The organism is Pedobacter sp. 05T44, assembly GCF_056395985.1.
This window is the reverse complement of record NZ_JBFTKO010000001.1, coordinates 407,509-425,514: the sequence shown is the minus strand read 5'-3', so window position 1 is coordinate 425,514 and position 18,006 is coordinate 407,509. Positions and strand designations below refer to the sequence as shown.

Below are 18,006 nucleotides of genomic sequence, written 5' to 3'. Positions count from 1 at the left end.
AATTTTCGTATGACTGATGTTGATACAATTATTGCTTAGCTAGCTTGTATAATTTACCACTGTCCGTTGCTGCATAAATAGCACCATCTTTACCGGTGGCTATGCAGCGCCAGCGTTCATTTTTATCGGAAAGCAAACGTTCTTCACCCACAACTTTGTTGTTTTTTATCACCAAACGAATGATGTGTTGTCCACTGAGTGCCCCTACAAATAGGTTATTTTTCCACTCAGCGATGTTACCAGTGTAAAACATCATGCAGCCTGGCGAGATAACGGGATCCCAATAGTAAACTGGCTGTACCGTACCTTCTTTTTGTTGTATACCATCATAGACCTTTTCACCACTGTATTCAATGCCGTAAGTTACGTAAGGCCAGCCGTAGTTGCCGCCTGGTTTAATTAAGTTAATCTCGTCGCCACCACGTGGTCCAAATTCTGTCTCCCATAGGTCACCATTAACGGGGTTAATGGACAAACCATCTGGGTTACGAAAGCCATAGGCATATATCTCTGGCTTGGCATTCGCCTGGCCTATAAACGGGTTACTGGCAACAGGTTTGCCGTCTTTAGTAATATGGATAATTTTACCGGTGGTTGCGCTTAGGTCCTGCGCCTTAGCGCGAATATCATTAGATTGACGGTCACCAGAGCTGATGAAAATATTGCCTTGTTTATCAAACACCAAACGTGAACCAAACTGACCGGCACCTTTAAAACGCGGACTGGCTTCAAATATCACGCTCACGTTTTCCAGCTTTGTTTCATCGGCCGATAATTTTCCTTTAGCTACGGCTAAGGTAGCCCCCTCGCCCGGTTGCGCATAGGTCCAGTAAATCATGCGGTTTTTAGTAAAATCAGGATCAATGTTCACATCAAGCAAACCACCTTGTCCCTGAAATTGCACTTCCGGGAAACCGGTAATGGTTTTATCAATTTTACCGGCAGTTGTCAATATTTGCATAGTCCCCGGCTTACTGCTTATCAGTAAACGGCCGTCGGGTAAAGCATGCATGCCCCAGGGGCCCTTTAGCTCAGTGCTTATGACTTTTGCGGTATACGGAGTTTTGGTTTTAACGCTGCCGATACGGGTTTGCCCTGCGAAAGCAGGTTTATACTCGCTATTAGCCTTGTTTTTTTCAACCGGCTTACCGGTTTGTGCCATGCTGGATGCATTTAACGATAGAAGGGCAACGCCCAGGGTTAATGGTTTATAAATTTTCGAAAACATAATGCAATTTGGATTAATGTCAGGTAAGTTACAACCTTATGAGCTTAATGTTTGAATACAACGTGTTTTTTACACTAGTCACAACAGAGGGGGCTTGAAATCATAAAATTTTTAGTTTTACAATTAGAATTAAGGCATTGAATTAGTTTTTTGTACCTTCGTGTCTTATGCAAAGACAACTATTCACATATTATAGTTTAGCGATTGGAATGACTGCCTGATTCCGGGTGTCTTGTTTCTAAAATTGCATGTTTGGTAGTTTCTGTATTACCAAAGGTGTTTTGTATGGGGCAAAGCATTCGGATGATAGATAATTAAGCAATTTTATTTCATCATTTTAAATTATAAGTAGTGAATAACTTATCATTATATGGTTGGAACGACAGTCTGTTCCAACTCAAACAAACATCACAATACAAACATCTTTTTCATGGTCGTGTTTCTGCAGTAAACAAAACAAATTATGAGGTTATTACCGAAGGTGGTCTGCTGTTGTGCGAACTAACCGGCAATTTGCTTTATGGAAGGTCATTATTTGAACTTCCGTGTACAGGCGATTGGATTATTTTTCAACCTTTTGACGATAATAAAGGAATAATCGTTGATGTTTTACCGCGTAAACATACGCTGTTTCGGAAAAAGAGTGGTACAATATCCGACAGGCAAGCTATCGCATCCCATGTTGATAAGGCATTTATTGTACAAAGCCTTGATGCCAATTTCAGTGTTCGCCGAACGGAGCGTTTTATGGTTCAGGTATTAGAAGAAAATATTCAACCAGTATTGATACTCACTAAATCTGACTTGGAGTTTAGTCGCCATCAAGTAGATGAGTCGCTGAAACATATTGCCCGGCAAATACCAATATTTTTCACAAGTATTCTTTCTCCCGAGACAATACTCCCTGTGCGAAAATTTATCAGGCAAGGAGAATCGATTGTATTTGTAGGATCATCAGGGGTTGGGAAAAGTTCTTTAATCAATGTATTATGTGAACGGACAGTACTTCCCACATCTGAAATAAGCAAATCTTCAGGTAAAGGTCGGCATACCTCAACTAGAAGAGAAATGGTTCTGATGGATGATAGTGGTATTCTAATAGATACGCCGGGCGTAAGAGAATTTGGTTTAGCGTCAGATAATCCTGAGGCACTCGCAGATATATTCGATATTTCTGATTTCGCGGAATCCTGTCGTTTTGAGAACTGTACGCACGTCGATGAACCTGGCTGTGCAGTTGTTGAAGCTGTAAACAACGGTCTTTTAAAATTTGAAGTGTACAACAGTTACCTCAAATTGCGAAAAGAATCTTGGTATTTTTCTACTTCTGAACATGAAAAACGCAAAAGAGATAAATATTTTGCTAGAGTTTCAGATGAAGCTAAGAGAATAAAAAAACGTTGATCGTCCTATTATTCAGTACAGGTGTTCCATCTAATAATGGAGCACCTGTCTGGCTATCCTTTCTTTATAATAATGTGTGTCGCGTTCTCTCCAGCCACTTTTTGCACTTGATTATAGCCCAGCGCTGCCATATCCATTCCTGAGAATAAGTGTTCCCCTGAACCTAAGAAGACAGGTGAAATTGCTAAATGAAGTTCATCAATATGGCCCGCTTGCAGATATTGCCTTATCGTTGAAACCCCACCACCAATACGAATGTCTTTTCCGTTCGCTACTTTTTTTGCCTCTTTCAACGCAGATTCGATGCCATCGGTAATAAAATAAAACGTTGTTCCTCCTTTCATGGTCACTGGTTTTCTAGCATGATGCGTTAAAACAAATACTGGAACATGGTAAGGTGGTTCCTCGCCCCACCAACCCTTCCATTCATCATCTGGCCATGCTCCACGAACGGGTCCGAACATATTCCGCCCCAGTATCCAAGCTCCCATGTTCTCGAATGACTTCTCTACGAATTCATTATCTGTGCCTTCAGTTCCGTCATTTTTACCTCCCATCTTCCGAAACACTTTTGTTGGAAAAATCCAGTTGTGAAGTTCCTCACCTCTTAGTCCCAAAGGATTAGTTAGATCTTGTTTGGCGCCTGCACCAAATCCATCCAGGGAAATAGAAAAACATGCAACTTTTACTTTACTCATATTTAGATTCATTTTCAATTGGTTTTTAAGGTCTTGAGTTAATTTATATGCCTGCCGATCTCTTTTTATAATACAAATTTCGCTAGAAAAATTAATTTTTGGTGGTGTCTATACGACTAAATAAGGGCAGAATGCGACAAGTGTTCCTATGGATACTAATTTTTTTAAGATATTTTCTCCAAATTTGATTAATCAATTAAGTGATGAACTATAAGGAAACTAAGCCCCATCCGGCAATAGCTGATTATATTGATGCGTTTTGGACTACAACAAACGACGAAAGAAGCGCGGTGTTCGAAAAGATCTTACCTGATGGGTGTGTTGATATCATCTTAAATCTGGGCGAGGATTGTAAGACTGACAATGGACAATTCAATATTAAAAATGGAGAAATCTGTTTGGTGGGGACTATGAGACATTTCAAAATGACTGAGCTGAAAACGGAAACAAAACTTTTAGGAGTACGCTTCAAACCTTCTGCCTTTTCTGCTTTCTATAAATTCGGCTCGCTGCACGAGGCAACCGACAGTACTATAACACTTGACAAAGAACTTTCGCCCGACTTCAATCGGGTTATAACGGAATCTATTGGATATCTTAATCAGTTTTTTATTAAAAAGCTTAAACCACATCCAGCACCTATACTGATGCCTGTTATAGCTGACATTAAAAAACAGAAAGGCATCATCAGTGTGGTTGAATTGACAAATCGGCATTTTACTACTGTAAGACAGCTGGAACGTCATTTCAAGCAGCATGTGGGGATCAGTCCAAAAGAATTTATTAATATAACCCGCTTTCAGTTTGTGCACGCAGCTATCCAGAAAAAATCATCAAAGAAAAGCATGTCGGAGATTGCTTTTGAACACGGTTATTACGATCATGCACATTTGGCCAATGCTATAAAGAGTTACACGGGCGTTACACCTAACGAACTATAAAATTTGTCGCATTTTTCCAAAGTATGGATCAGTATTGTCAACTACATTTGCATCTATAATCTAAAGAAATCTACAGACATTATGGGCAATAGATCAGTACAGAACAAACTTAAGCATGAACAAATCCAATACATAGAGTTTCTCTCTAAAGATATTCAACTTGTTAAAAGGTTTTATACAGAATGTTTCAATTGGACTTTTACCGACTTTGGTGCCAATTACACCGCTTTTGAAGGCGATTATATTGATGGTGGCTTTACTTCGGGCAGGCCTGTAAAAGGAAGCATATTAGTTATCCTTTATTCAAAGGATATTGAAACGACCAGAGAAAAAATTATTAAGGCCGGCGGTATAATATCACAAGATATTTTCAGTTTCCCAGGCGGTAGACGTTTTCAATTTATTGATCCGGATGGTAATGAGTTGGCAGTTTGGTCTGAATAAACGAAATATTAGAATACTAACTCATTAAATTTCCTCGATAATAGTACATTTGTGAGTACTAAGAAAAACTTCCCATATGGGAAGTTTTTCTATTTTAATTTGTATAGAGAACTGTAGAGATTATGACTGAAACAGAATACCTGGAGTTTTGTAAAAACCAAATTACAGGCCCATTAAAGGAAGAAGATATTATTACCATGCTAACCGCATGGGGTGCCATTAATTATTCACTTGGTTATAAAAATGCCTTACTTGATCATGATATTGAAGCTAATGAGTAGCGTGATGGTTTATGAGGATTAAATTAATATTGTAGCGTTTCGGCTAATGTATTCGTAAACTCTAATACAAACCAGAAACTTTTGATTATGAAAAACCCTACATCCGCAATTTCAGTATTACTTTTATTTTCCCTTAGCTTTTTCTCTTGTAAAAAAGACAGGAATGTAAATCCCGAAAATCTTATTAAGGGAAACTGGGAGGAAATGGACCTGAACGGATTGAAGCGATCTCTCAATTTTACCAAAGACAATAGCTTTTTTCTTAATATTGTCCTTAATGATGGAAGTAGCAGTCAGTTCATCGGATCTTACCAGATCCAAGGCGACAGATTAAAGATAACTACTACCGAAAAGCTGGAGCAGGAACAAGGAAAACCAGTTCAACGAACCCCTACGAATTACACACTCTACGAAAATGCCACCTTTAGTATTACTGGCGACATCCTTAAACTGAATTACACTAGCTACCCTGCCGACGCGCCGGTTAATACGCCCGCAAAATTCCGCAGACTGATCACGATTGATGAAGGTGGATTGACACCATAGGCTTACTAGACTGGAAAATCCGATGAAAGAAAACATTTTGTACACCTCCGTAGCTCCATTACTTGAATACTTTAATCGGTTAATCCCTTTAAGCAGAGAAGAAAAACAACTTGTAGCTGAACTATTTAAACCTCGGTTATACAGAAAAAGACAGTACGTTTTACAGGAGGGGGATGTTTGCTCTATTTTTAACTTTGTAGTACGGGGGTGTTTGCGGATGTATAAAATTGACGATAAAGGAAATACTCACATTATACAGTTTGCGACAGAAAATTGGTGGCTAATGGATATTGGTAGTTTCCATGGAAAAGAACCGTCAGAACTTAATATAGACGCAATTGAGGATACAATGGTACTTCATATAAGTTATAATGACCTCATCAACTTATATACAAAGGGGCCAAAATTCAATCTGATATTCAGAGTGCTGATCGAAAACAGCTTTGTTTCACTGCAAAAGCGACTATTACAAAACATCAGTTCTACTGCCGAAGAACGTTATCTGTCGTTTATGCAAGATTATTCCCACTTAAATAATCGCCTACCTCAGGTGCAAATCGCATCATTTATAGGGATTACTCCTGAATTTTTAAGCAGACTCCGTAACAAGCTTGTAAAGCCAAAATCTTAAACCAGATCAATACTATTTCTTGATGCAGTTCATTGGCATGTGAGCTCTTTCTGATGCAATTTTGTGTTATCAATTTAATATAAACTTTAAAAGAAATAACAATGACAAATACATCAAAAGTAGCCGTAATCGGCTTAGGAAACATTGGCCAGGCAGTTGCTGCCAACCTTTCAAAAGCAAACAAAGCTTTCATTGTAGCCGACAGAAATGTAGAGAAAGCAGAAGAATTAGCTGCTAAATTAGGTAAGTCTGCTGTGCCAAGTGATATTGCATCGGCTGTAAAAGACGCCAATATTGTGGTTTTGGCTATTCCATTTGGCGCGATTAAGCCATTTATCTCAGAATATTCAGGTGACCTGGAAGGCAAAATCATTGTTGATCCATCCAATCCTATTGCGCCAGATGGAAACGGTGGGTTTAATAAAATCATTGATCAGAACCAATCTGCCGGCGAAATTAATGCAATAGCGCTACCTAAAAATGCAAAATTGGCGAAAGCGTTAGGAACATTGGGTGCTGCTTCGCTTAGCGGAGCCGCTTATCAATCTCCAGAAAAATCAGTATTGTTTTATGCAACAGATGATACAAACATCGATGCTGATGTAGAAGAATTAATTAAAGACAATGGATTTGATCCGGTTCGGGTAGGGGCAATCAATCAGTCAATTCGTATCGAGGTATTCGGTGATCTTCACGAATTCGGTGCATTGGGAAAAACTGTTACGGCATCGGAGGCAAAAGCCAAAATCTAATCTTGAACTACCCACATCTGGTCCTTAGTATGCCAGATGTGGATAGTTAGATAATTAGATAAATTACCCCTTTGCGGCGTCTTCCAAATCTTTGATAATGATCTTGGTCATCTTCATCATAACTTGCATTACGCGTTGGGCCTTTTCTACATCTTTATCTTGTAATAATTCCCCTAGTATAGCAGGCGATACCTGCCACGACAAACCAAATTTATCTTTTAACCATCCACACTGCGATGTTTCACCACCTCCAGCTACAAGGCTTTTCCAGTAGTAGTCAATTTCTTCCTGTGTATTGGCCTCAATAGAAAAAGAGACTGACTCGTTAAATTTGAACTGTGGACCTCCATTTAATAGTATAAACTGTTGATCTTCTATTTCCATATCGACAGCCAGTATTTCACCGCCAAAACCAGGTGCGTCTTTTGGATAATAGCTGGCATTAAGTACTTTTGAGTTTTTAAATACTGAGGTGTAAAAGTCAATTGCCTCTTTAACATTATGGTCTAACCACAAACAGGGTCTTATCTTTTTCATATTTGTTGATTTAAAATAATTCCAATGATGATCTTGTATGGAAACAAATTTAAAGTTCACCTGGTTTTCATAATATTTATTAATTTCATCTATGGCTAAGAATAAAACTGTTGCCACAAATCTGGATGTCCGTGATTTCCTGGAAAAAGTGGCAGACCCTTTAAAGCGAAAAGATTGTTATCTGATCGCCGCATTGATGGAAAAACAGACAGGATATGAACCTTCGATGTGGGGAACCTCAATCGTAGGCTTTGGTAGCTATCATTATAAATATGCCAGTGGTCATGAGGGAGATGCCCCTCTAATCGGATTTTCTCCGAGAAGTACTGCTATTGTTTTGTATGTTGCTTGTGATTTTGAAGATAAAGAAAACTTGCTGCTGCAATTGGGTAAACATAAAACAGGGAAAGGCTGTATTTATATTAAAAAACTGGCAGATGTTAATATACAAGTATTAACCAAGATGATAGATCAATCAGTGGCGCATATGAAAAATAAATAAGGTTAGAAGAAATGATAATAACGATTGATCAAAATATCACACTGGAACAAACAGCCGTGAAGCATGCAGAAGGTTTATTGGAAGCGATAAACAGCAGTCGGGCGCAACTATCTGAGTTTTTACCTTGGGTACCCAACATGCAGTCTGTAGGAGATCTTATAGCGTACATCAGGAAATGTGAGCAGCTTTATGAACAGGGTCTTGAAGTTAGCTTTGTGATTATGCTTGATAATCAACCAGTAGGCAGAATTGGTTTGCATTATTTGAATGTTTTTAATCAAAGTGGAGCAATTGGCTACTGGCTGGCAGAAAGTGCACAAGGCCGAGGTATTATGATCCGGTCTTGTAAAGCATTAATTGATTATGGTTTTAAGGAACTGGCATTACATCGTATTGAGATTAAAGCAGCTACTTTGAATTTGAAAAGTCAGGCAATTCCACGCAAACTGGGTTTTCAGCAAGAAGGGGTTTTAAGGCAATCCGAAAAGGTGAATGGTAAATTCTTAGACCTGGTTTTATATTCCATGCTCCATCACGAATGGAAGATGGATGCCTAATAAATGATTTAAGCGTGAGTTTTCCATTATAATGTTATTTTTGAAAAAAGTAATAGCTAACCACATAACTCAATTTTATATTGAAAACACTAGTATTAGGAGCCTCAGGACAACTAGGGCAATGCCTTAAGGCAGTTGCCTCAAATAGAAATATCGACACATTAGATTTCCCGGACGAAAGTGTCGCAAACATCCTTGATGTTGAGAAACTAAAGGCTTTGTTTGCCGAGAAAAAACCAGCATACGTAATCAATTGTGCTGCTTATACGGCTGTTGATAAAGCTGAAGATGATGTAGATCTGTGCAGATTAATAAACAAGCAGGGGGCATTAAATATCGCTTTGCTTTGTAAAGAGTTTGGTGCTAAATTAGTTCACGTTTCAACAGACTTTGTTTTTGAAGGAGCCATTCCAGAATTACTAAAGGAAGATGATTTAGCAGAACCCATTAGCATATATGGCTTAACTAAGCTTGAAGGCGAAACAGATATTATAGATAATCTTAAAGAACATTACATTATTCGCACCAGCTGGCTATATTCTGAGTATGCAAATAATTTTGTGAAAACAATGTTGAAACTAGGAGCGGACCGCGATGAGTTAAATATCATTGCGGATCAGATTGGCTCGCCAACTTATGCTATTGATTTGGCCGGTGCAATTTTGGATGTTATTGCTTCTGGCAAAACGGAATATGGGGTGTATCATTATAGCAATGAAGGATCAATCTCGTGGTTTGATTTTGCTAAAGGTATTTTTGATATCAGCAATACACAGGTAAAAGTTAGCCCGATTCCTACTTCTGCTTATCCGACAAGAGCTAGCCGACCTAAGTTCTCTGTAATGGACAAAACGAAGATAAAAGCAACTTTTGGAATCGAAGTACCTTATTGGAGAGACAGTTTGATTAAGTGTATTGAGCAATTATCTGTACTGGATAAAGCCTAAGCATGTGCTAAATAAACCATGATATAAAAAAAGAACGGAATTATATAAATATTTTTCCGTTCTTTTTCCAATCTTTGATCCGTAATGAAAAGAACACTGCTTACCATACTTGCCATTTTCTATTTGGGTGTTTCCAGTGGAGCAGCTGTGCACTTTCATTATTGCATGGACAAGCTGGTAAGCTGGAGCATGACAAAAAAATCCGGCAAATTATGTGATTTCTGTAAAATGCCTTTGGCAGAATCTAAAAAGAAATCATGCTGTAAAGATGTTAAGCACGAAGTAAAGGTTGAGAGTTCTCAAAAAGTAAACCAAGCGGTTTATAAATTCGATCAGCCATCTGTAGCCATTATATTACCCGAATTATTTGTTAATTATCAGGCCCCGGTGCCTGTTAAAATTATAAGGGAAGCATTAAGCAATGCACCACCTAATAGACAGCAAGTTCCTGTCTACCTAAAAAACTGTACCTACAGAATATAATACCCTCTTTCTTTTCTAATGCCTGGCACATTCGTGCCCTGGTTGCAGCATTACTGTAACCCCAAATTTTTTTATACCATTTTCTTTAAAACTTATTAAGATGAACTCATTAAGATCTCTTTTGGTAGTCGGCTTGACTTTCCTTGGTAGTGCTGTATTTGCACAATCTAAAACCGAAAAAATCAATGTATCTGGAAACTGTGGAATGTGTAAAAAACGCATTGAAACTGCCCTTAAAACTGAAGGTGTTGACACAGCTGTATGGGATGTAAAATCTAAAATATTAACGGTAAGCTACGATAGTGCCAAGATTACAACTGAAGGTATTCAACAAAAAATTGCCGCAGTTGGGCACGACACGCAAAAGGTTACTGCCAAACAAGAAAATTATAGCAAACTACCTTCATGCTGCCAATACGATAGAAAAAGTACAGACAAAAAATAACTAAAAGAAAGAGGGTTATTATAAATGGTACATAAAATTATAGAATGGTCGATGCGCAATAGATTTATTGTGCTGGTACTTTCCGCAGGGTTGTTTATATGGGGAGTTTTCTCCGTACAAAAAAATCCAATAGATGCGATTCCTGATCTTTCAGAAAATCAGGTAATCGTATTTACAGAGTGGATGGGCAGATCGCCACAGTTAATTGAAGATCAGGTGACTTACCCGCTGGTAACCAATTTGCAGGGGATTCCTAAAATTAAGTATGTAAGAGGTTCCTCCATGTTCGGGATGAGCTTTATCTACGTGATTTTTGAAGATGATGTTGATGTTTATTGGGCCAGAGAGCGGGTTTTGGAACGGATCAGTACCATATCCCGAACCTTGCCAGAAGGCGTATCTCCGCAACTTGGTCCTGATGGAACAGGAGTGGGTCATGTATTATGGTATACCTTAGATGCTCCTGAAATGGACTTGGGCGAGCAACGGGCAATACAGGATTGGTATGTAAAGTTCGCTTTGCAAACCGTTCCCGGAGTAAGTGAAATAGCCTCATTTGGTGGCTTTCAGAAACAATATCAAATCTCGATAGATCCAAACAAATTGCTGTATTATAAACTTACTGTGCCTCAGGTAATAGCCGCAGTTAGGAGCAATAATAACGAGTCGGGCGGACGAAAGTTTGAAATGAGCGACATGGGCTATATCATCAAAACATCGGGCTACCTCAAATCCATTGAAGAAATTTCGAATATCCCGGTAAAGAATCAGAATGGTACGCCAATAAAGGTGTCTGATCTGGCTACGGTTCAGATGACTGGAGAAACCCGATTAGGCATATTTGATCAGGATGGCAAGGGCGAGCGTGCAGGCGGTATTGTAGTAATGCGTTATGGCGAAAACGCTGCAGAGGTAATTGATCGGGTGAAAGAAAAGATGAAGGAAGTGTCAAAAGGCTTGCCTAAAGGTGTAAAATTTGATATCGTGTATGATAGAGGTGAACTGATTAAAGAATCTGTAGACTCTATAAAAAATACGCTGATCGAAGAGATGATCGTAGTATCCCTAATCGTATTTGTATTCCTGTTTCATTGGCGCAGTGCACTAAGTATCATTATACAAATTCCTATTACTATTGCCGCAAGTTTTATCCTGCTCAATGCCTTTGATATTTCGTCCAACATTATGTCGCTAACCGGTATTGCACTGGCCATTGGGGTAATTGTAGACAATGGAATTATCATGAGTGAAAATGCTTATAAGCATTTGGCAGAACGATACGAACAGTGGGAAAAGGATCAAAATAAAACGACAGCATCATGATGAACTGGTTTAAAAATATGTTTCGCAAATCTCCGGATTGGATTAGCGAAGAAGATCGCCTCGCGGTGATCACTAAATCCAGCAAGCAGGTATCCAGAGGTGTATTCTTTGCTACGGTAATTATTATAACCTCTTTTTTACCGGTATTTATGCTAACCGGACAGGAGGGTAAGTTGTTTCACCCGCTGGCTTACACCAAAACATTTATCATGATTGTTGATGCTTTTTTGGTGATTACGCTGGCTCCTGTACTGATCTCTTTCTTTATGAAAGGGAAATTCAGACCTGATCATGCAAACCCGGTAAATAGAGTTTTAGAAAAGGTGTATGAGCCAATTATCAGAACGGTATTGAAATGGAGAAAAACAACTATTGCCATTAATATCATCGCTTTGCTAATTACAATTCMTTTGCTTAAAAATTTAGGCACAGAGTTTATACCGCCATTAGATGAACAAAGTATTTTGTTTATGCCGGTAACCCTGCCTGATGTTTCAAATGCAGAAGCAAAGCGGATATTACAGGTGCAGGATAAGATTATTAAATCGGTACCGGAGGTAGATAAGGTTCTTGGAAAAGCAGGAAGGGCAAATACCGCTACAGATAATTCGCCGATTAGTATGATCGAAACAATCATTACTTTGAAACCGAAAAGCGAATGGAGAAAGGGCGTCACTAAAAAAGATATTGTGACAGAATTGGATGCCAAGCTTCAAATTCCGGGTGTGGTAAACGGGTGGACACAGCCAATCATCAACAGGATCAATATGCTGGCTACCGGTATCCGTACCGATGTAGGAATAAAAGTGTTCGGACAAAATCTGGATACAATTGCTTCGGTGTCAGAAAAGGTAAAAGCAGCATTAGTAGGTACCCCTGGGGTAAGCGATTTATTTGTAGAACCTATTACAGGGGGTAAATACCTGTCTATTGATGTAAAAAGAGAAGAGTTGGCCAGGTATGGCTTAAACGTAGATGACGTTAATCAGGTTGTTGAAAGTGCACTTGGTGGAGCAACTATTGGCAATACTATTGAAGGCAGACAGCGCTTTTCTATAAGCGTACGCCTTGCTCAGGAATACCGCAACAGTGTAGAACGCATTAAAAGAATCCCTATTCAATCAGCTTCCTTTGGTGAAGTTCCTTTATCGGCAGTTGCCGATGTGAAGTTTGAAGATGGGCCGCCAATGATCAGCTCTGATAATGCTATTCTGCGTGGTGCTGTAATGTTTAACGTTCGCGATAGAGATTTGGGCAGCACGGTTAAGGATGCAATGGAGAAGCTGAATAAAGAGAAGGGGGTTCTTCCCGAGGGGTATTTTCTGGAATGGAGTGGACAGTATGAAAACCTGATAAGGGGTAAGCAAACACTGATGTGGATTGCTCCGGTGGTTTTGGTGATCATTTTCTTCTCTCTGTATTTTGCATTTCGCTCTATTAGAGAAGCTTTTTTAAGTCTGATTACGGTTCCTTTTGCCTTAATTGGGGGGGCTTACATGATCTATTTCTGGGGAGTGAATTTGTCTGTTGGTGTAGCCGTTGGTTTTATAGCCCTGTTCGGGATTGCTGTGGAAACAGGGATTGTGATGGTAATTTACCTGAATGATGCCATGCAGCAGCTGATCAAATTAAAAGGGAATTCGAGCGAGACCATTACCAAGGAAGACCTTAGAGAATATGTAATTCATGGTGCAGCAAAAAGGTTGAGACCCAAGCTTATGACAGTTTGTGTGTCGCTATTCGGATTGGTACCCGTGTTATGGGCCAGTGGTGTTGGGGTAGATGTAATGCAACCAATAGTGCTGCCAATGATAGGTGGGGTACTAACTTCTTCCACACACATTCTGTTGGTTACACCGCTTATCTTTTTAATGTCCAAAGAGTATGAATTGAGGAAATATGGAAAACTGGAGGTTCACGATGTACATCATTAAAAAATTAACATGGATATTGTTGCTGCTGCCATTTTACACAACAGCACAACAAAAACAGGTGCTTTCCTTGGATACGATTTTGCACCGTATAGATAAAAACAACCTGTTGCTGCAGTCGTATGGTTTAAAGGCCGAGAGCTATAAACATACCGCTAAAGCGGCAACTGCCTGGATGGCACCAATGATTGGTGTAGGTACATTTATGACCCCTTATCCCGGTCAGGAACTTATGGACGACAGGGATAAAGGATCTGTAATGATACAGCTGGAACAGGATATCCCAAACCTATCTAAATTAAATGCCAACAAACGCTATATCGAATCTAAGGGTAAGGCAGAGAATGAAACCCGCGGCATTACCTTAAATGAATATAAAACGCAGGCAAAAAGGCTGTATTTCGGTTGGCTGGTTGCAGTACAAAAAATAGAAGTGCTGAAACAGAATGAGAAAATTATGCAGACCATGAAGAAGATTGAAGAGATCAGGTATCCTTTTAATCAATCGAAATTAGGTAGCGTATATAAAACCACTGCAAAACTGGAGGAAAACAAAAACATGATCCGCATGCAGGAAGGCGATATTGCTAAATCCAGAGCCTGGTTAAATAGTTTAATGAACCAGCCGGGAAATGCAGATATAGCTATTGATACCAATTATCAGCCAAAGTTTGTACAGGCAGATGCTATTGATACCGGGAGTTTGGCGTTGGCCAGAAATGATATTAAGAAGATGGATTACAATATCCAATCTATGCAGCTGAATATTGAAGCAATGAAAAAACAAAGCAGACCCGATTTTAAGCTGCGGTTCGATCATATGTCGCCTTTAACCAAGATGATGCCGAAGGCTTTTAGTGTAATGGGGATGGTAAGCATCCCGATTGCCCCGTGGTCTTCAAAAATGTATAAATCGGAAGTAAAAGGAATGGAATACGAAGTGCAGGCGATGGATAAAGAAAAGGCTGCCATGTTACAGGAAACCCAAGGGATGCTGTATGGTATGCAATTCGAAATCCAATCTATGCAAAAGCGTATCGATGCTATGGAAAGCAAGATTATTCCCGCACTGCAAAAATCACTGGATGTTAACTTTTTGAATTACCGTGAAAATAAAATGGAACTGCCTGAGGTAATTGATTCATGGGAGGCCCTTACTATGATGCAAACCAGCGTTTTGGATGAGAAATTGAAACTTTATTTAATGATAGCCGATTATGAGAAAGAATTATATCGCTAAGCGGCATACCTACGTATGGCTTGCAATGGTCCTGATCGGCGCGTTGGTAATCAGCTCTTGCAACAGGGGGAAAGACAATAAGCACATGAATCATGATGATCCTGGTGTTGTAAAAATTGACAGTAACCTTTCTCATTTGCTGAAACCTTCAAATGAGCAGGTGGTATCTACGCTCCCGGTAATTAAGGCTGAATATGGAACCAAAATATTTACAGAAGAGGTTCAGGGCATAATCAATTACGATACAAGAAATCAGAACAGCATTGCCAGCAGAGTGAGTGGAAGAATAGAACGTTTGCTGATTAAATACAATTACCAACCTGTTAAAAAAGGACAATTGATAATGGAGGTCTATTCACCGGATTTGGCAGCCGCACAACAGGAATTACTATTCCTGAAAGGTACAGGGACTGATCAGACGATGCTCCAGGGGGCAAAACAACGATTGATGTTGTTGGGAATGAGTGCTGCCAGTATTAATCAGCTAATAAAAACAGGAAAGGTAAACTACCGCATTCCTGTGTATAGCAATGCTGATGGGTACATACTTGAAAAATCTACGGCGCCAGTTGCAGCACCAAGTGTAGCTGTGCCATCATCTGGTGGAGATGAAATGGACAATATGGGAGGCGGAGGAAGCTCATCTGCGGCTACTCCTGTAAGTGCCGCGCCTGTAAATTCCCCTGTGTTATTACGTGCAGGACAATATGTGAGTGCCGGACAATCGCTTTTTACCATCTATAATGCTAATCAGCTGATCGCTGAATTCTCCTTAAAGCCTGCTCTGGCATCGCTTATAAAAAAGGGCGATCATTTTTTATTCTATAAAACGGCTGATAAAAGTACTATTCAGAATGCTAGCATAGGTATGATACAGCCTGTTTTTAAAGATGGGGTAAACTTTACTATTGCCCGCACTTACCTTAATAAACCAAACTTTAGGGTAGGTGAGCTGCTAACTGCCAGAATTCCTGTATTGCTTCATGCCTCATGGTGGCTGCCAGAATCGACTGCGATATCGCTGGGTAATAAAACAGTGGTTTTTAAAAAGGAAGGGAATGTTGTTATCCCTAAAGTGGTAAAGTCGGGGATTACCATTGCCGGAATGATACAGATTAAAGAAGACATCGGCAGCTGGGAGGTAAGTAAAAAAGCGGCTTATCTGGTAGATAGCGAAAGCTTCATAAAAATGACTGAGAACAAAGGAAATTAAGTTATGGAACGGAAATTATTTATAAAAAAGATTGCCTTGTTGGCGTTGGTTCCATCAATATTCATTGCTGCCTGCAGTAGTGAGGATAAATCAAAAGGTAAAATGATTGTCGCAAAACAGCAAACGTTTACTTGTCCGATGCACCCGCAGGTGATAAAAAATGAGATGGGCACTTGCCCCATCTGTGGAATGGATCTGGTTCCATTTGAAAAAAACAGTAATGAAAAGGCGCTGAAAATAGATGAAAAGCGACAAGCTTTAGCAAATATTACCACGGTATTGGTAGGTGAAGGTAGTCTTTCAGGAGCGAAACAGCTTAATGGAAGGCTTACTGTTAACCCAGAGCAAAGCAGTTATGTTTCCAGCAGAATTGCCGGTAGAATAGAGCAATTATATATACGAGAAACTGGTGTTAAGGTTGGTAAAGGACAGCCTTTATACAAGCTTTATTCAGAACAATTGGCCACACTCCAGCAAGAATATCTGATGGCGATGGCGCAGGAAAAAGAATTCAAGGGAGATAAAATAGAGCGGCAGATTGTTGCCGCTGCAAAACAGAAATTACTGTTGTACGGGCAATCCGAAAGTCAGGTACAGCAGCTTGTTAAAACTCAAAAGAAAGATCCGTATGTGGTTTTCTACGCGCCCGAAGGTGGTGTAGTTGCTGAGTTGTCAGTGACTCAGGGTCAGTATGTAACAGAAGGGAGTCCGATTTTAAGATTGGAAGGATATGGGCAGTTATGGGTTGAAGCCGATGTTTATCCAAGCGAGGCAAAAAATATAAAGATGGGTCAGAAAGTTAAGGTTGTTATTGCCGGATGGGAAGATCAGCCACAGGAAATGACCATTAGCTTCATTACCCCGTCACTTCAATCTGGAACCCAGCTTACACAGATCAGGGGAAGTATTGCTAATCCTCAAAATCAATGGCAACCAGGCCTGCAGGCAAATGTTTTTTTACCATCAGCAAATAAGAGTAATGTATTGACTTTGCCGGTTGATGCGGTAATTAGAGATGGTAAAGGTATGCATGTATGGATTAAAAAGGGTAAAGACAGCTTTGAACCCAGATCGGTAAAAACAGGACAGGAGAATAACAATGAAGTTGAAATTTCTGAAGGACTTAAAAATGGAGATCAGGTCGTAGTAACAGGAGCTTATCTTTTATATAGCGAGTATATTCTTAAAAAAGGTAAAAATCCTGTTGGGCATCATTGAGCTGACGACGGACGAGTGCCGTGATGACGAACAAAACCCTAGGTGACAAACTAAAATTGAATAAAACTTAGATTATTAATTAATAAAAAAGAAGAAGATGAGAACAGTAACTAATTTCATTATTACTTTGGCAGCAGTAACCTTATTTGCTGCATGTAGCAACCCACAAAAAACAACAGAAACAGATGCACACGAAGGCCACAGTCACGCGGCAGGAGAAACGCATGCCGAAACTACAGAAAAGGGTACTGCTGCTGCCGTAAATTTAAAAGACGATAAATTAAATGCAGTTTATCAACATTATGTTCATTTAACCAATGCACTTGTTAAAGGCGATGTGGCTGAGGCAAAAGTGGCAGCTAATGCAATTGAACTAGGCGCTAAAGATTTAGCTAATGGCACTTCTTTAGCCTCATTAGTAGCGAAAATAGGATCAGCAACTGATATTGATGCGCAAAGAATTGCATATGCTGAATTGAGTACAAACTTTATAGAAAGAGTAAAAGCATCTGGTTTAAGTTCCGGAGAAGTATATGTAGATTATTGCCCAATGGCTTTAAATGACAAAGGAGCATCGTGGTTAAGCAACCAAAAAGAAATAAAAAACCCTTATTTTGGCGAAAACATGCTGGCCTGTGGCGAAGTGAAAGAAACTATACAATAATTGAGATTGGTTTCTATATAT

General features: G+C 39.5%; 21 protein-coding genes. 18 read left to right on the top strand and 3 right to left on the bottom strand.

Annotated features, from left to right (window positions below; all coding sequences use genetic code 11):
- Positions 1-28 precede the first annotated feature (28 nt).
- Positions 29-1,228 carry a PQQ-dependent sugar dehydrogenase gene (locus AC1DDK_RS01745; protein WP_246269517.1) on the bottom strand — a complete coding sequence of 400 codons (1,200 nt, stop codon included), beginning with the start codon at positions 1,226-1,228 and terminating at the stop codon, positions 29-31.
- A gap of 351 nt (positions 1,229-1,579) precedes the next feature.
- Here AC1DDK_RS01745 and rsgA point away from each other — a divergent pair, with 351 nt between their 5' ends.
- Complete coding sequence (gene rsgA / locus AC1DDK_RS01740) at positions 1,580-2,632, top strand: ribosome small subunit-dependent GTPase A (RefSeq protein ID WP_288880843.1); 1,053 nt, start codon at positions 1,580-1,582, stop codon at positions 2,630-2,632.
- Between the two features lie 53 nt (positions 2,633-2,685).
- Here rsgA and AC1DDK_RS01735 read toward each other — a convergent pair whose 3' ends face one another.
- Entirely contained in the window at positions 2,686-3,330 is a 645-nt protein-coding gene (locus AC1DDK_RS01735) for a dihydrofolate reductase family protein (RefSeq protein WP_172660555.1), read from the bottom strand.
- 203 nt (positions 3,331-3,533) lie between these two features.
- Between AC1DDK_RS01735 and AC1DDK_RS01730 the strand changes: the two genes are divergently transcribed.
- The 6 genes from AC1DDK_RS01730 to AC1DDK_RS01705 all read left to right on the top strand — a co-directional run bounded on the left by AC1DDK_RS01730 (position 3,534) and on the right by AC1DDK_RS01705 (position 6,925).
- Positions 3,534-4,271: a helix-turn-helix transcriptional regulator gene (locus AC1DDK_RS01730; protein WP_288880848.1), complete on the top strand. Its 738-nt coding sequence runs from the start codon at positions 3,534-3,536 to the stop codon at positions 4,269-4,271.
- An 81-nt stretch (positions 4,272-4,352) separates the two neighbouring features.
- Positions 4,353-4,715, top strand: coding sequence for a VOC family protein (locus AC1DDK_RS01725; RefSeq protein ID WP_337715240.1), 363 nt, complete (start codon positions 4,353-4,355; stop codon positions 4,713-4,715).
- A gap of 122 nt (positions 4,716-4,837) precedes the next feature.
- Positions 4,838-4,996 carry a hypothetical protein gene (locus AC1DDK_RS01720; protein ID WP_161662271.1) on the top strand — a complete coding sequence of 53 codons (159 nt, stop codon included), beginning with the start codon at positions 4,838-4,840 and terminating at the stop codon, positions 4,994-4,996.
- An 87-nt stretch (positions 4,997-5,083) separates the two neighbouring features.
- Positions 5,084-5,542 carry a hypothetical protein gene (locus AC1DDK_RS01715; RefSeq protein WP_172660552.1) on the top strand — a complete coding sequence of 153 codons (459 nt, stop codon included), beginning with the start codon at positions 5,084-5,086 and terminating at the stop codon, positions 5,540-5,542.
- A 22-nt stretch (positions 5,543-5,564) separates the two neighbouring features.
- The gene (locus tag AC1DDK_RS01710; RefSeq protein ID WP_337715238.1) at positions 5,565-6,173 is read left to right on the top strand and encodes a Crp/Fnr family transcriptional regulator; all 609 of its coding nucleotides are present in this window, start codon (positions 5,565-5,567) and stop codon (positions 6,171-6,173) included.
- Between the two features lie 101 nt (positions 6,174-6,274).
- Positions 6,275-6,925 (top strand): NADPH-dependent F420 reductase, encoded by a 651-nt coding sequence (locus AC1DDK_RS01705; RefSeq protein WP_172660550.1) that lies wholly within the window; start codon positions 6,275-6,277, stop codon positions 6,923-6,925.
- Positions 6,926-6,988: 63 nt separating this feature from the next.
- Here AC1DDK_RS01705 and AC1DDK_RS01700 read toward each other — a convergent pair whose 3' ends face one another.
- Complete coding sequence (locus AC1DDK_RS01700) at positions 6,989-7,462, bottom strand: VOC family protein (protein ID WP_172660549.1); 474 nt, start codon at positions 7,460-7,462, stop codon at positions 6,989-6,991.
- Between the two features lie 91 nt (positions 7,463-7,553).
- Between AC1DDK_RS01700 and AC1DDK_RS01695 the strand changes: the two genes are divergently transcribed.
- From AC1DDK_RS01695 to AC1DDK_RS01645, 11 genes are all read left to right on the top strand, one after another.
- Entirely contained in the window at positions 7,554-7,964 is a 411-nt protein-coding gene (locus tag AC1DDK_RS01695) for a DUF1801 domain-containing protein (RefSeq protein WP_172660548.1), read from the top strand.
- Between the two features lie 11 nt (positions 7,965-7,975).
- Entirely contained in the window at positions 7,976-8,521 is a 546-nt protein-coding gene (locus tag AC1DDK_RS01690; RefSeq protein WP_172660547.1) for a GNAT family N-acetyltransferase, read from the top strand.
- A gap of 80 nt (positions 8,522-8,601) precedes the next feature.
- Positions 8,602-9,468, top strand: coding sequence for a dTDP-4-dehydrorhamnose reductase (gene rfbD / locus AC1DDK_RS01685; protein ID WP_172660546.1), 867 nt, complete (start codon positions 8,602-8,604; stop codon positions 9,466-9,468).
- Between the two features lie 84 nt (positions 9,469-9,552).
- On the top strand, positions 9,553-9,951 hold the full coding sequence (locus tag AC1DDK_RS01680; RefSeq protein ID WP_172660545.1) for an HYC_CC_PP family protein: 399 nt from the start codon (positions 9,553-9,555) through the stop codon (positions 9,949-9,951).
- Between the two features lie 100 nt (positions 9,952-10,051).
- A complete protein-coding gene (locus AC1DDK_RS01675; RefSeq protein WP_337715236.1) occupies positions 10,052-10,396 on the top strand; it encodes a heavy-metal-associated domain-containing protein in 345 nt (114 codons plus the stop codon).
- Positions 10,397-10,420: 24 nt separating this feature from the next.
- The gene (locus AC1DDK_RS01670; RefSeq protein WP_172660543.1) at positions 10,421-11,719 is read left to right on the top strand and encodes an efflux RND transporter permease subunit; all 1,299 of its coding nucleotides are present in this window, start codon (positions 10,421-10,423) and stop codon (positions 11,717-11,719) included.
- Positions 11,716-13,653: an efflux RND transporter permease subunit gene (locus AC1DDK_RS01665; RefSeq protein WP_477633779.1), complete on the top strand. Its 1,938-nt coding sequence runs from the start codon at positions 11,716-11,718 to the stop codon at positions 13,651-13,653. The genes AC1DDK_RS01670 and AC1DDK_RS01665 overlap by 4 nt, the downstream gene beginning before the upstream one ends.
- Positions 13,619-14,890, top strand: coding sequence for a TolC family protein (locus AC1DDK_RS01660; RefSeq protein WP_246269514.1), 1,272 nt, complete (start codon positions 13,619-13,621; stop codon positions 14,888-14,890). The genes AC1DDK_RS01665 and AC1DDK_RS01660 overlap by 35 nt, the downstream gene beginning before the upstream one ends.
- Positions 14,868-16,103, top strand: a complete 1,236-nt coding sequence (locus tag AC1DDK_RS01655; protein WP_337715235.1) for an efflux RND transporter periplasmic adaptor subunit — start codon at positions 14,868-14,870, stop codon at positions 16,101-16,103. The genes AC1DDK_RS01660 and AC1DDK_RS01655 overlap by 23 nt, the downstream gene beginning before the upstream one ends.
- Positions 16,104-16,106: 3 nt before the next feature.
- Positions 16,107-17,321 (top strand): efflux RND transporter periplasmic adaptor subunit, encoded by a 1,215-nt coding sequence (locus tag AC1DDK_RS01650; RefSeq protein ID WP_337715233.1) that lies wholly within the window; start codon positions 16,107-16,109, stop codon positions 17,319-17,321.
- 97 nt (positions 17,322-17,418) lie between these two features.
- Positions 17,419-17,985, top strand: a complete 567-nt coding sequence (locus tag AC1DDK_RS01645) for a DUF3347 domain-containing protein (protein ID WP_172660539.1) — start codon at positions 17,419-17,421, stop codon at positions 17,983-17,985.
- Positions 17,986-18,006 lie beyond the last annotated feature (21 nt).